Below are 13652 nucleotides of genomic sequence, written 5' to 3'. Positions count from 1 at the left end.
ACCTTTAAATTGGTTCGGAACTTTTAGTGAGTTTAGCCCTGATAGTAGTGGAAATCCTTTCTTGTTTTTCTTTAAAACAAGAAAGATTGCAACGGATAGCAGGATTAGCTTCTCATTTAAATTCCGAATTGATCTAGATTTTGTTCTTCAATATCGGTCGAATCGTTGGCTACTTTTTTAGGAGGCGACCAGCAATCAACTTTGATGTTAAAATTATCGGGTCTTTGAAATTCATCTTTGGATATTTGCAAATCGGGATCTTCGTAGCATTTTTCCATAAAATAACCCCATATTGGTAGGGCAGCAGTTGCTCCTTGACCATACGTAATGCTTTTAAAGTGCGCCGAACGATCTTCACATCCTACCCAAATTCCGGTTACTAAATTAGGCACCATTCCGATAAACCAACCGTCTGATTGATTTTGCGACGTACCGGTTTTACCCGCAATTGGATTTTTAAACACATACGGATAGCCGGTCCAACGGTTGTCTCCGGCGCCACCACTTTCGGTTCTAAGACGTTCACCAGAACCACCTTCGGTAACGCCTTCTAATAATTTGATTACGGCAAAAGCCACATCTTTATTAAGAACATCATGTGATTCGGGAACAGGTTCGTATACCACCGCACCATTTTTATCTTCTATTCTAGAGATGAATTGCGGTTTGATGTATACTCCTTGATTCGCAAATGTACTGTAGGCAGCCACCATATCTTGCACGGTAATGTCTACGGCACCAAGTGCGATGGAGGGTTGAACTGGAATTTCAGACGTAACTCCTAATTTGTGTGTTAGGGCAACTACCGCTTCGGGTCCGGTTTTATCAATTAATTTAGCTGAAATGATGTTTACCGAATTGGCCAAGGCTCTTTTTAGTGTCATCATACCGCGGTATTTTTGGTCGGAATTTCTAGGTTCCCAATCTTCGGTAACGTGATGGCGGCCTTTGTGAATCATGAAAGGCGCATCTAACAAGGTATCGCAAGGCGACATTCCGAGTTGTTCTATTGCGGTTGCATAAACAAAAGGTTTGAAGGTAGATCCCACTTGACGGGCACCTTGACCTACGTGATCGTATTGGAAATATTTGTAATTGATTCCACCAACCCATGCTTTTACTTGTCCAGTTTGTGGTTCCATTGACATTAATCCGGCTTGTAGGAAATGTTTGTAATAGCGTATGGAATCGAGTGGTGTCATGATGGTATCGCGTTCGCCTTTCCAGGTAAATACGGTCATTTTCGTTTTTTTACTGAACGAAGCAATAATTTCTTCATCGGTTTTATCATCCGCTTTCAAGATTCTCCAACGTTCGGAGTTCTTCATGGCTTGCTTGATGATTTTATCGGTTTCTACATCAGTAATATTTACGAATGGAGCATTTTTGTTTTGCTTTTGTTGGATCCAGAATTCTTCTTGCAGATTTTTCATGTGAGCGAGTACCGCTTCCTCGGCATGTTCTTGAATTTTAGAATCAATAGTGGTATAGATTTTTAATCCGTCACCATAAATATTATATTCTTCACCATCGGGTTTTTTATTTTCTTTCACCCAATTTTTCATGTAATCGCGAAGGTATTCTCTAAAGTAAGTTGCTGTTCCATCAAGATGACTTTCGGGATGAAAGTTTAGGGCGATTGGTTTTTTCTCTAGGATTTTTTTAGCGGCTTCTTCTAAATGATGGTTTCGAACCAACTGACCAAGAACGATATTTCTTCTTTTTAAGGCTCTTTCTGGAAAACGGTTCGGGTTAAAATGAGAAGGATTGGTTAGCATTCCTACTAACAAGGCACTTTCTTCGACGTTTAAGTCACGAGGTTCTTTGTTAAAATATACTTTGGCAGCAGAACGAATTCCGACCGCTCCGTTTACGAAATCAATTTGATTGAAATATAAAGCAATGATTTCGTTTTTGGTATATTGTCTTTCTAAACGTACTGCAATAATCCATTCTTTTGCTTTTTGGATGATACGAAAAGGAAGAAATTTAGAACCTTCACCATGGAATAAGTTTTTAGCCAATTGTTGTGTTATGGTACTTGCACCACCATTGGATCCTAGTTTTAAAGCGGCGCCAAAAGTTCTACGAGCATCAATTCCGGAATGTTCGTAAAAACGTTCGTCTTCGGTTGAAACTAGGGCATCAACTAATGATTTTGGTAAATCTTTGTATTTGATTGCCGTTCTGTTTTCGTTGTAAAATTTACCCAAGGTCACACCATCTGAAGAGATAATTTCAGTAGCTAAATTGGAATTTGGGTTTTCTAAATCTTCAAAGGACGGCATTTTTCCAAAAAGTCCCCATGAAGCGAATAGAAAAAATAAGAACACACCGCCAAGACTGTAGAAAAACACTTTCCAAAATTTCTTTTGGTAGTATTTGATGTCTTTTACAGGCGCTGCTTTTGATTGCGTATTCGTTTTTTGTGCCATAATTTTTAGTCTATAGATTCAACTCTAAAACCTACTTCTGTGATTCCTTTTAAGTTATCCACACCAGTCACTTTACCGGTTTGTCTAACGGCTTGTTGGATGTGAATTTTATAATCCCCTTTTAGTTTAAAGGCTGTTTTTTTGTAAAACAATTTACTTTCTTTGATATCGGTAAATCCATCGCCCATCAAACTACCATCGGGATTTGCCATTTTGTATTCTAAAGTATCGACCAGTGTTTTTTTATTGGGTTGTTCTAGGGAAACAATTAAAAATAAATTATCAAATGGATAGTCGTTGTTGTCACGCACGTTTACAAATAAATTGTAGTTCTTTCCATTTTCTAATTTTGGTAATTTGAACGTAATAACACTGTCTTTATGCCATGAATTTCCAACCGATTTGTACTCGTCAAAAACTCTTTTTTTATCACAAGAGATAATCAAAAGCGCTACTAAAAGAAACAGTAAACTATTTTTTATCTTCATTCTTTTTAATGATTATTGGTCTTTTGTTTTGAGGTTTTTGATTCGGATTTTGCCCTTTGTTTGGGTTTTGTCCTTTATTTTGATTCGGATTTACAGCAGGTTTTTCACCCTGTTTTTGGGTTGAATTTTGTACCCTGTTTTTATTTCTGTTTTTATTTTTGCTTTTGCTCTTTTTTGGTTGATCAAAACGCGTTAAACTTTCTTGCCCCATAGCATTATTGAAATTTGCTTCTGGTTCAGTTGTAACCTCGATAGCAAAATCTTCTAACGAAGAAACGCGTTTTTTCTCTTTATTTTGAGCTATTATTTCTTTTACTTGCTCAATTTTCAATACATGCCAATTGGCAAAATTATCGGTGTAAGCAAACCACATTAAGCCTTTGAAAATATCTTGTTTTTGACAAATGGCATCACCTTTTTCGGTGTGTAATTTGGTGTCAAAATCGGGAAAATCTTTCAATGCGTCAAGATACGTGTCCAACTCATAGTTCAAACAACATTTTAATTTACCACATTGTCCGGCTAATTTTTGTGGGTTTAACGACAATTGTTGGTATCGAGCCGCCGCGGTATTTACACTTCTAAAATCGGTCAACCACGTAGAACAACACAATTCTCTACCGCACGAGCCAATTCCACCTAAACGCGCCGCTTCTTGACGAAGACCTACTTGTTTCATCTCGATTCTGGTTTTGAAAGATTGTGCAAATTCTTTAATTAATTGACGAAAATCTACACGATCATCTGCTGTATAATAAAAAATGGCTTTCGATCCATCACCTTGAAATTCAATGTCAGAAATTTTCATTTGCAGTTTTAAAGCAATAGCAATTTCACGTGCTTTTACCTTCATTGGTTCTTCTTTGTCGCGTGCTTCACTCCAAATATCAATGTCTTTTTGGGATGCTTTTCGGTAAATTTTCAGTATATCAGGACTGGTAAGCGCCACTCCTTTTTTCTTCATTTGAATTTTAACCAATTCACCTGTAAGGGTTACAATTCCGACATCATGGCCTGGTGAAGCTTCGGTAGCCACCACATCGCCAATGCTTAACGTTAGTTTTTCAGTATTGCGGTAAAACTCTTTTCGTCCATTTTTGAAACGGATTTCGACACAATCAAAAGGCGCTTCGCCGTTAGGCAAATTCATATTTCCCAACCAATCGAAAACCGTTAATTTGTTGCAGCTATCGGTGCCGCAAGTCCCATTATTTTTACAACCCTTTGGTGCGCCACCATCAGAAGTTGAACAACTTGTACATGCCATAATTATATAGGTAGTATTGCTAAAAAGCAATTTCAGTTCATAAAACGATTAATTGGTAAAGATAGTATTTTTATAAAATAAATTCCAATAAAAAAATCCAAATTCCAAGGGATATTTCAGCCTTGAAATTTGGATTTTTAAGTTGTTTACAACCTCTTGATTTTAAGTTTCTTTTATCGTAATAATATGAACTGGACAAGCTTTTTGTGCCAATTGACAATTTTCTACAATGGTGTGATCTGCCGATTTTAGGGTAAAAAAACCTTTGGTGTTTACAGATTTTAGTAGCACAGATTTTCCATCTTTTTTAGACATTTGAAATTGTGCTGGAGCCATTTCTACACAATAATTGCAACCAATGCATTTGTCTCTTTGAAGCGTAACAATGACCATTAGTTTTCTACAATTTTATACATTTTGTCAGACAAACGAATTCGGAAAGGTAATTTCATTGTGCAACTGTCACCTTTGGTTGCTTTATCTGAATTGACATCGTTTACAAACATATCTTCAATAACCAATTCTTGTGCACCAGTGGTTGGCCCTGTAATTAGAATTTTATCACCTTTTTTGATGTCATAAGCTTCGATTTTGAATTCGGCTATGCTTGATTTTACAAAAAAATGCATTCCTTTTCCAACGTAAACTTTCTTTTGAGTCGCACTCGAACCAGGATTATCCGACCATTCGCCCATTTTTTGTCCTAAATAATAGCCACTCCAAAAACCACGATTGTAAACCGTTGATAACGATTCCATCCAAGTAATGACTTTTTCTTTGGTGAAAGTTCCTTCGTAATACGAATCGATAGCATCACGATATGTTTTTATAACCGTTGCCACATAATCAGCAGCTCTTCCTCGACCTTCAATTTTTAGAACTTTTATTCCAGAATCGATTACTTGGTCTAGAAAATCTAACGTACATAAATCTTTTGGCGACATGATGTATTCGTTGTCAATTTCTAATTCGTTTCCGCTTTCTTGATCAATTACAGTGTATTTTTTTCTACAATTTTGCTTGCAAGCACCACGATTTGCTGAAGAATTATGCGAATGCAAACTCAAATAACATTTACCTGAAACCGCCATACATAAAGCTCCGTGACCAAAAATCTCAATCTCAACTAAATTCCCACTTGGACCTTTTACTTGTTCTTTTTCGATGTCATCAGTGATTTTTTTCACTTGACGCAAACTCAATTCTCTTGAAAGTACAATGGTATCGGCAAACATTGCATAAAACTTAACCGTTTCAATATTAGTAACATTCAGTTGCGTAGAAATATGCACTTCAATTCCAATAGTTCTTGCCGTCATAATTACCGCTTGGTCAGATGCTATTACAGCAGTAATTCCAGCTTCTTTAGCTTTGGTCAAAAGTGTTTTTACGATGGATAAATCGTGATCGTAAATAATTGTATTAAGAGTTAGATAAGTTCTAACATTTTTTTCTTTGCATCGGCGAGCAATTTCAGGTAAATCATCTAAAACGAAATTTACGGTGGCTCTTGCACGCATATTTAGTTGTTCAACGCCAAAATAAATCGAATCACAACCATTGTCTAAAGCTGCTTGCATAGATTCGAAATTCCCGGCTGGAGCCATTAATTCTATCTTTCCTGAAGCTGTCATTAGCTGATAATTTTAAACAATTTATCTGACAATCTTACTCTAAAAGGCACTTCGAAGGTAACTTTATCACCAATTTTAGCAACAGCATTTTCATTTCCATTAACCAACATTTTTTCTAAAACCAATTCTTTATTTCCAGTTGTTGGTCCCGAAATTAAGATTTTATCGCCAATGTTTAATTCGTTATTTTCAATGATGAAAAGTCCTACTTGCGCTTTTACATAGTAATGTTGAACGTTCCCAAGAAGTACTTTTTTGATTTTTATTTTCTGACGAATGTCATTGGATTTATTGGCAACAGCTAAAGGTTTGTCGGAAAGTTCACCCGAATGTTTGAATTTCAAATTCTCCGATTTCCCTTTTCGGAACACTTTGTTACCTACTTGTTTTCCGCGACGTAATTTCACTTGTTCAGCTAATGGCAAATGTGTAATTTCTAAACATTCTGACGAACAACAATTTTCCATTGCCGCTTTACAATCGTCGCATTGAATAAACAATAAATGACATCCATCATTCAAGCAATTGGTATGATTATCACACGGTTTTCCGCATTGGTGACATTGTGAAACAATATCGTCGGTAATGCGTTCGCCTAGGCGATGATCAAAAACGAAATTCTTTCCGATGAATTTGCTTTCTAAGTTTTCTTCTTTGATTTGTTTGGCATAATTGATAATGCCGCCTTCTAACTGAAATACATTTTTAAAACCTTGATGCTTAAAATAGGCTGATGCTTTTTCACAACGAATTCCTCCAGTGCAATACATCACCAAATTTTTATCTTCTTTAAAATCTTTTAATTGTTCGTTGATAATAGGCAAACTTTCTCTAAAAGTCTCTACATCGGGAGTTATGGCACCTTTAAAATGACCGATTTCACTTTCGTAGTGATTTCTAAAATCGACTACAATGGTGTTTGGATCTTCTAATATTTGATTGAATTCTTTGGCTTTTAAATGCACACCGATGTTGGTTACATCAAACGTTTCGTCGTTCAAACCATCGGCTACAATTTTATCTCGAACTTTTACGGTTAATTTCAAAAACGAATGATCGTCGTGTTCTACGGCAACATTCAAACGAATACCTCGCATGAATTCATAAGCTTCTAATGTTTCTCTAAAAGCTTCAAAGTTTTCTGCTGGAACACTCATTTGAGCATTAATTCCTTCCTTGGCTACATAAGTTCGACCAAGAGCATCGAGTTTGTTCCATTGGATAAATAAATCGTCGCGAAATTTTTTGGGATCTTCAATTTTGGCATACGCATAGAAAGATAATGTAAGGCGTTGTTGTCCGGCTTCATCAATTAATTGAGCTCTTTCTTCTGCGCTTAAGGTGTTATACAGTTGCATGCTATAAACGTTTAAGTGAGAAATATGTTTTTTCGAACTCTAAATGGAAGAATTCGGGTGCAAATGTAAAGAAAATAATTAAAAAACCCTTCCAGAGTTTTAAACTCTGGAAGGGTTAGATTTTTTAAAATAGGAAAAATTAACAGAATTCTGCGTAAGCGTCTTTCAAGTTGTCTGCAATCATTTCCGCTGGACGACCTTCAATGTGGTGACGTTCTAACATGTGAACCAATTCGCCGTTTTTGAATAACGCCATACTTGGTGATGATGGAGGAAAAGGAAACATTTCCGCTCTTGCAGCATCAACCGCTTCTTTATCCACACCAGCAAAAACCGTGATTAAATGATCAGGTTTTTTAGCTCCGTCTAAACTCATTTTGGCACCTGGACGTGCATTACGTGCTGCACAACCACAAACCGAATTTACAACTACAAGTGTTGTTCCTTCTGCTTTAATGGCGTTTTTTACGTCTTCTGCATTATATAAATCTTGAAAACCAGCGTCAGAAAGTTCTGCTCTCATTGGTCTTACCATTTCTTCTGGATACATAATTAGTTATGATTTAAGATTAAGGATTTTTGAATTTCGATTATAAAATCAGTGCAAAGATAAAGAGAAATCTCGTTTTTAGAATGATTCCAATCATAAAGATTTGTTATCGTTCTATAGATAATTTGGGCGTTACCCTGTTGCACAATAATATTCTAAATTGAAAATTCATCTTAGCAACAAGGTCGGGCTTTCCGCACTCGTTTTTTGCTCCATTGCATTTTGCAAAAGAACTCAAACAATTGCTGCAATCCCTAACGCAATCTAGTTATTCTTCGAAGTAAAGCAGTAATAAACAAACCTTTTGGACATTTCCAAATGACTTGTACATCTTCCCACAACGAAGTTTCCTCATCAAGAAATTGGAATATTAACGTTGGATTTCCTTTTTTAAATAAGGCCGAAAACACGGTGGAACCCAAGTCATTTCGTCGGAATAAAACATCTAAAAACAATAAATCATAGTACCAGAATTTATCTGTTTTATGGAATTTTCGGAAGTCAGATTCTTTAGATAAAAACTGAACTAATGCTTTCGATTTTTTGGTGGTGTTTTTAAAAGTATAACCCGTGCTGGCTTTGGTCCAACCGCCTATAGAACCAATATTTACAATGTTTTTGGTGTTGTGTTTCCAAAATTGATAACTCGTCATCGGAATGTTTCCTTGTTCTTTTTCAACAATTTCGTAGTCTGAAATGCCTAATTTTTGAATGTAATTCTGAATTTCGTTTTCATATTCGTCTTTTGAAAGCAAGTCTTTTGAAAACAAAGTGTATTCTAATAATGCTTCGGTTGAAGAAGTTGGTAAAACATACATAAACCGCGTATTGCCTTTTTGCTCCACCGAAAAATCCATAAAAGTTGCTGTATTTTTATCAAACACTTCTTCTTTCGATTTGATAAACCAACCTATAAAATGTTGCTGTAATAATGGGTATTTCGTTTGACTTTTTACAAGCTCAGGATTATAAATGGAGTTGAATATTTTATTACAAGTATAGGATTCAACATTGGTTTTTACCACACAATGATTTCCTAATTCTTGAAAATCAATGACTTTTTGTTGCTCGAAATGAATATTATTTTGTTTGGAAATCACTTCGAAAACAAGGTTGTAAAAATCCAATCCGCGAACCATTTTATATTGATACGGATTCAAATCTAAATTTCTTTGAAAAGTTGCCTCAGCAAAAAGCGCAACATCCCATTTTTTGGAAACTATTGTATCAAACAACGAAGTAGTATCCCAAAAACACCAGGTTCTATCATTTGTTTTTTTTGGATTTTCGTCTAAAAGTAAAATCGATTTATCATCAAATTTTCCAGACAGAATCATTTCGTAAACGGTCATTAAAGCCGATAAACCCGAACCTGTAAAAATGTAATGATAGTGCTTCATGTTAGATTCTAAATGACACGCCTAAGGCAAAATAATACTTTGGAGCCGATCGGGTTATTCCGAAACCCGAAGACAAATCTACCATAAAATTATTGTTAATCAAATAGGTAAATCCGCCGTCAAAATTGTGGTATGCAATTTCATTTTGTGGTGCAAATCCGAATAATTCAAGGTAGGAGCCTAATTTTTTATTAATGGAATAACCTGTGGTTAGCGTATACAACGCTGTTGATTGTTTTGTAAAACCATCCCATTCTGCTCCCAGATTGTAGCCTAAACAGAAGTTGTTCCCTAATTTGTGTTGCATTGTGAATCGAAAATCGGGCACATAATAATCGTATTTGTACTTTGAAGAACTCCAATTTTTCAGAGAAACATGAGATATTAAAGAGGTTTTGGGTAACCAACCTTTTTCTTGCATAAGATTTATTTTAAAACCAACAGCAATTGGTAAAAGTCCATTTTGTTTTTGAGTTTCATCTTTTTCAAAAATGAATTCTGTGATTAGACGAAGTTCAATGGTAGTAGAAATGCCATATTTCCACAATGTTGATGGCATTGAAAAAGTGGTGCTTTTAGATGTGTTTTTCTGAAATGTAAATCCCGATTCGACTTGAAACATTCCTTTTGGAACTATAGAAGGCGTCTCTGTTTGGTCGGGTCGGTCAGCTTCCAAAGGTTCTTTTTGTGAATAACATGAAATAGAAACCACTAAAAACAAATAAATTTTGATGCGCATAAAAATAATTTTTAGACAAAACTAAAAAATATTTTATACAAGAGACAATTATTTTTATATATTTGTGAAAATGATTCAAAAAATGACCATTTCAGAAGAAAATTACATCAAAGTTATTTACCATTTATCTTTGGTGTCTCCTAAAGGAGTGAATACCAATGCAATTGCAGGAATGTTAGAAACCAAAGCGTCTTCAGTAACCGATATGTTGAAAAAACTATCCGAGAAAGAATTGGTTTCCTATCAAAAATACCAAGGGGTTACACTTACCGAAAAAGGATTCATTACGGCAAAAATGATTGTGAGAAAACACCGTTTGTGGGAAGTTTTTTTAGTCAATAAATTGAATTTTTCTTGGGATGAAGTACATGAAATAGCCGAAGAATTGGAACACATTAAATCGGAAAAACTGATTAATAGCTTGGATGAGTTTCTTGGCTTTCCTGCTTTTGATCCGCACGGCGATCCCATCCCGAATCATAAAGGCGAAATTGTTAAAATTGATAAATTACTTTTATCAGAAGCCGAATTGAACAAAGAATACGTGTGTGTGGGTGTAAAAAATTCATCAGCTGAGTTTTTGCAGTATTTAGACAAGCAAAAAATTTCATTAGGATCGGCTATACAAGTCGTTTCTAAAGAAGAATTTGACTCGTCGTTAACGATAATGTTGAATTCCAAAACCATTTCAATATCCAATAAAATTGCAGAAAATTTATTCATCAAAATTCAATAAATTATGAGTAAATCACTTGAAGAAGTTAACGAATCAGTTGCCACACAAGGCAAAGCTTCTACTTTTAGAAAAATCTTGGCTTTTTTCGGACCAGCCTATTTAATCAGTGTGGGGTATATGGATCCAGGCAATTGGGCAACTGATATTGCCGGTGGAAGCCAGTTTGGTTATGCTTTAATTTGGGTATTATTGATGAGTAATATCATGGCATTGCTACTGCAAAGTTTGAGCGCGCGACTCGGAATTGTAACCCAACGCGATCTAGCACAAGCCTCACGCGAAACCTATTCGCCTTTCATCAATTATATTTTATATTTTTTGGCCGAAATTGCTATTGCCGCTTGTGATTTAGCCGAGGTTCTGGGTATGGCAATCGGTATTAATTTGCTTACAGGCCTGCCATTAATGTATGGTGTTTTATTCACGGTTTTGGATACTTTTTTATTGCTTTTTCTAATCAATAAAGGCATTCGAAAGATGGAAGCTTTTATCATTGCATTGATTGCTATTATTGGGTTTTCTTTCATTTTTGAAATGATTTTTGCTGAACCTGAAATGGGAAAAGTACTCACGGGATTAATCCCTACCTTACCCAACAAAGCGGCCTTGTATATTGCCATCGGAATTATTGGTGCTACGGTAATGCCACACAATTTGTACCTGCATTCGTCTTTGGTTCAAACTAGAAAATTTGATAGAAGTAAGGCCGGAATCAAGCAAGCTTTGAAATACAATTTTATTGATTCAACCATTGCACTAAACTTGGCATTTTTTGTAAATGCAGCTATTCTAATTTTGGCAGCAGCAGCATTTCATAGAAACGGTTATTTTAAAGTTGCCGAAATTCAAGATGCGCATCAATTATTAGCGCCAATTTTAGGAAATAAGTGGGCACCTGTTTTATTTGCAGTTGCTTTAATTGCAGCTGGACAAAGTTCTACAATTACGGGAACTTTAGCCGGACAAATTATCATGGAAGGCTACCTTAAATTGCGCATTCAGCCGTGGGTTCGAAGAATTATAACCCGATTAATAGCCATTGTTCCTGCCGTAATCGCCATTCTTGTTTTTGGGGATGCTGTAACTGGGAAATTATTGATTTTAAGTCAGGTAATTTTGAGTTTGCAGTTGGGTTTTGCCATTATTCCTTTGATTCATTTTGTGAGTGATCGAACCAAAATGAACGGGTTTCAAATTTCAAAAACAACGCAAGTTGCCTCATGGATAATTGCTTTAATTATTGTTTCATTAAATGGGAAATTGGTTTTTGATGAAATTAGTGGATGGCTTGAAACCTCCGATAATCCTACGGTTTTGTGGTTTACAGTAGTTCCTTTAGCATTTGTTTTTTTGATTTTGTTATTGTACATCATCATCAAACCTATTGTAACCAAAATGAAGCATCATATTGAGAATCATTTGCCACACAATCAAGAATTGAATTTTTCAAAAACGGAATCGTTTAGTAAGAAACATATTGCCATAGCAGTCGATTTTTCTACAGCCGATGAAAAAGCGATAAACAATGCTTTGGAATTAGGTGGAACTAATGCAAATTATACTTTAATTCATGTTGTTGAAACCGTTGGAGCAATGTTTTATGGTGGCAATACACACGATCATGAAACAACTGTTGATGAAAAATTGTTGTTGAAATATGAAGCTATTTTAAAAGCAAAAGGTTATAGTGTTCATGTTCAATTGGGTTTTGGAAAGCCGTACAATGCCATTCCAGCTATAATTAACAAAGGAGGTTTTGATATTTTGGTGATGGGAACTCACGGGCACACCGGATTTAAAGATATTATTTTTGGTACTACAGTAGATAAGTTACGTCACAAAATTTCGATACCTTTATTCATTGTAAAAAGTTTGAAATGAAAAAAATACCAGAAGTTGCTTTGCTTTTTTGGATAATGAAAATTTGCGCCACAACTCTTGGTGAAACAGCTGGAGATTTACTTTCGATGACCTTAAACGTTGGCTATGCTGTAAGTACTCTAATATTAATGTTTGGATTTTTAGTGACGCTTTTTGCACAACTGTTATCAAAAAAATATGTTCCGTTTATTTACTGGTTGGTGATTCTTTCCACAAGTACGGCCGGCACAACGATGTCCGATTTTATGGATAGAACTTTAGGATTAGGGTATGCTTTAGGAAGCATTATTTTAGTTTTTTTGTTGTGCTTGACTTTAGGAGTATGGTATAAATTTGAAAAATCGCTGTCGGTTACTGATATCAAAACCAAACGAGGCGAACTGTTTTACTGGACTGCAATTTTAGTTTCTAATACATTAGGAACGGCACTCGGAGATTATTTGGCTGATAATTCTGGATTAGGTTTTGCAGGTGGAGCAATTTTAATTGGGAGTCTTTTGACTATTATTGTTTTAGCATATTATTTTACTAAAATTTCTAGAATTTTTTTATTTTGGATTGCCTTTGTATTAACACGTCCTTTTGGAGCAACTTTTGGAGATTTACTAACAAAAACACATGAAAAAGGAGGTTTAGATTTTGGAACTATTGGATCGTCATTCATTCTTTTTTCTGTTCTTTTAATTTTAGTATGTTATACATCATTGGTGACGCCTCAACATCAAAAACATAAATTATGAAAAAAATATTTTTAATATGCACGCTCTTATTCAGTTTGATTTTTTACGGACAAAATGAAACTAAAATCACAACTAAAAAATGCCTTCCCAAAAAAGGATTTCACTTGCGTTTAAAAACAGTTTTTGACGATTCACGATGCCCCGAAGGCGTTACTTGCATATGGGCTGGAGAAGTTTCGGCAACTATTGAGGTGTATAACAACAAGCAATTTGTGGAAGAAAAGGCACTGGTGTTTAATGCCAAAAACAAAGAAGAAAATTTCAAATGGTTGGAACACTATTTTCAGAAGAAAATCAAAAGTATAGGTGTTTTTCCATATCCAAAAGAAGGTCAGGTTGTCAAGCCTAAAAAGCAATACATCACTATTGTTTTTGAAGATTAATGGCACCCACAATCGTCGTCACCACAATTTTTTTTTGGTTT

13 protein-coding genes are annotated in these 13652 nt (G+C 35.3%); 4 read left to right on the top strand and 9 right to left on the bottom strand.

What is annotated here, in order from left to right; all coding sequences use genetic code 11:
* Window positions 1-116: 116 nt before the first annotated feature.
* The 9 genes from ACODSI_RS07600 to ACODSI_RS07560 all read right to left on the bottom strand — a co-directional run bounded on the left by ACODSI_RS07600 (window position 117) and on the right by ACODSI_RS07560 (window position 9871).
* Window positions 117-2435, bottom strand: a complete 2319-nt coding sequence (locus ACODSI_RS07600) for a penicillin-binding protein 1A (protein WP_488916238.1) — start codon at window positions 2433-2435, stop codon at window positions 117-119.
* A gap of 5 nt (window positions 2436-2440) precedes the next feature.
* Window positions 2441-2923, bottom strand: coding sequence for a gliding motility lipoprotein GldH (locus tag ACODSI_RS07595; RefSeq protein WP_488916237.1), 483 nt, complete (start codon window positions 2921-2923; stop codon window positions 2441-2443).
* On the bottom strand, window positions 2907-4190 hold the full coding sequence (locus ACODSI_RS07590; RefSeq protein ID WP_488916236.1) for a PSP1 domain-containing protein: 1284 nt from the start codon (window positions 4188-4190) through the stop codon (window positions 2907-2909). The genes ACODSI_RS07595 and ACODSI_RS07590 overlap by 17 nt, the downstream gene beginning before the upstream one ends.
* Before the next feature lie 162 nt (window positions 4191-4352).
* A complete protein-coding gene (locus tag ACODSI_RS07585) occupies window positions 4353-4583 on the bottom strand; it encodes a ferredoxin (RefSeq protein WP_488916235.1) in 231 nt (76 codons plus the stop codon).
* A complete protein-coding gene (locus ACODSI_RS07580; RefSeq protein ID WP_488916234.1) occupies window positions 4583-5824 on the bottom strand; it encodes a peptidase U32 family protein in 1242 nt (413 codons plus the stop codon). Before ACODSI_RS07580 ends, ACODSI_RS07585 begins: the two co-directional genes overlap by 1 nt.
* The gene (trhO, locus tag ACODSI_RS07575) at window positions 5824-7182 is read right to left on the bottom strand and encodes an oxygen-dependent tRNA uridine(34) hydroxylase TrhO (protein WP_488916233.1); all 1359 of its coding nucleotides are present in this window, start codon (window positions 7180-7182) and stop codon (window positions 5824-5826) included. Before trhO ends, ACODSI_RS07580 begins: the two co-directional genes overlap by 1 nt.
* Before the next feature lie 139 nt (window positions 7183-7321).
* Window positions 7322-7732: a BrxA/BrxB family bacilliredoxin gene (locus ACODSI_RS07570; protein WP_488916232.1), complete on the bottom strand. Its 411-nt coding sequence runs from the start codon at window positions 7730-7732 to the stop codon at window positions 7322-7324.
* A 254-nt stretch (window positions 7733-7986) separates the two neighbouring features.
* Window positions 7987-9132, bottom strand: a complete 1146-nt coding sequence (locus tag ACODSI_RS07565; RefSeq protein ID WP_488916231.1) for a lycopene cyclase family protein — start codon at window positions 9130-9132, stop codon at window positions 7987-7989.
* 1 nt (window position 9133) lies between these two features.
* Complete coding sequence (locus tag ACODSI_RS07560) at window positions 9134-9871, bottom strand: transporter (protein ID WP_488916230.1); 738 nt, start codon at window positions 9869-9871, stop codon at window positions 9134-9136.
* Between the two features lie 82 nt (window positions 9872-9953).
* Here ACODSI_RS07560 and ACODSI_RS07555 point away from each other — a divergent pair, with 82 nt between their 5' ends.
* From ACODSI_RS07555 to ACODSI_RS07540, 4 genes are read left to right on the top strand one after another with little or no spacing between them, the layout of a single operon-like run.
* Window positions 9954-10607 (top strand): metal-dependent transcriptional regulator, encoded by a 654-nt coding sequence (locus ACODSI_RS07555; protein WP_488916229.1) that lies wholly within the window; start codon window positions 9954-9956, stop codon window positions 10605-10607.
* Window positions 10608-10610: 3 nt separating this feature from the next.
* Window positions 10611-12488: an Nramp family divalent metal transporter gene (locus tag ACODSI_RS07550; protein ID WP_488916228.1), complete on the top strand. Its 1878-nt coding sequence runs from the start codon at window positions 10611-10613 to the stop codon at window positions 12486-12488.
* A complete protein-coding gene (locus tag ACODSI_RS07545; RefSeq protein WP_488916227.1) occupies window positions 12485-13228 on the top strand; it encodes a COG4705 family protein in 744 nt (247 codons plus the stop codon). The genes ACODSI_RS07550 and ACODSI_RS07545 overlap by 4 nt, the downstream gene beginning before the upstream one ends.
* A complete protein-coding gene (locus ACODSI_RS07540; RefSeq protein WP_488916226.1) occupies window positions 13225-13611 on the top strand; it encodes a hypothetical protein in 387 nt (128 codons plus the stop codon). Before ACODSI_RS07545 ends, ACODSI_RS07540 begins: the two co-directional genes overlap by 4 nt.
* The last annotated feature ends 41 nt before the right edge of the window (window positions 13612-13652 follow it).

This window comes from Flavobacterium sp. FG139, from assembly GCF_057809695.1.
The sequence above is the reverse complement of the archived record's forward strand: the minus strand, read 5'-3'. Positions and strand labels throughout refer to the sequence as shown.

Coding starts and splice junctions, on each gene's coding strand:
- ACODSI_RS07600 (WP_488916238.1), bottom strand. CDS start 2,435: ATGGCACAAAAAACGAATACGCAATCAAAAGCAGCGCCTGTAAAAGAC.
- ACODSI_RS07595 (WP_488916237.1), bottom strand. CDS start 2,923: ATGAAGATAAAAAATAGTTTACTGTTTCTTTTAGTAGCGCTTTTGATT.
- ACODSI_RS07590 (WP_488916236.1), bottom strand. CDS start 4,190: ATGGCATGTACAAGTTGTTCAACTTCTGATGGTGGCGCACCAAAGGGT.
- ACODSI_RS07585 (WP_488916235.1), bottom strand. CDS start 4,583: ATGGTCATTGTTACGCTTCAAAGAGACAAATGCATTGGTTGCAATTAT.
- ACODSI_RS07580 (WP_488916234.1), bottom strand. CDS start 5,824: ATGACAGCTTCAGGAAAGATAGAATTAATGGCTCCAGCCGGGAATTTC.
- trhO (WP_488916233.1), bottom strand. CDS start 7,182: ATGCAACTGTATAACACCTTAAGCGCAGAAGAAAGAGCTCAATTAATT.
- ACODSI_RS07570 (WP_488916232.1), bottom strand. CDS start 7,732: ATGTATCCAGAAGAAATGGTAAGACCAATGAGAGCAGAACTTTCTGAC.
- ACODSI_RS07565 (WP_488916231.1), bottom strand. CDS start 9,132: ATGAAGCACTATCATTACATTTTTACAGGTTCGGGTTTATCGGCTTTA.
- ACODSI_RS07560 (WP_488916230.1), bottom strand. CDS start 9,871: ATGCGCATCAAAATTTATTTGTTTTTAGTGGTTTCTATTTCATGTTAT.
- ACODSI_RS07555 (WP_488916229.1), top strand. CDS start 9,954: ATGACCATTTCAGAAGAAAATTACATCAAAGTTATTTACCATTTATCT.
- ACODSI_RS07550 (WP_488916228.1), top strand. CDS start 10,611: ATGAGTAAATCACTTGAAGAAGTTAACGAATCAGTTGCCACACAAGGC.
- ACODSI_RS07545 (WP_488916227.1), top strand. CDS start 12,485: ATGAAAAAAATACCAGAAGTTGCTTTGCTTTTTTGGATAATGAAAATT.
- ACODSI_RS07540 (WP_488916226.1), top strand. CDS start 13,225: ATGAAAAAAATATTTTTAATATGCACGCTCTTATTCAGTTTGATTTTT.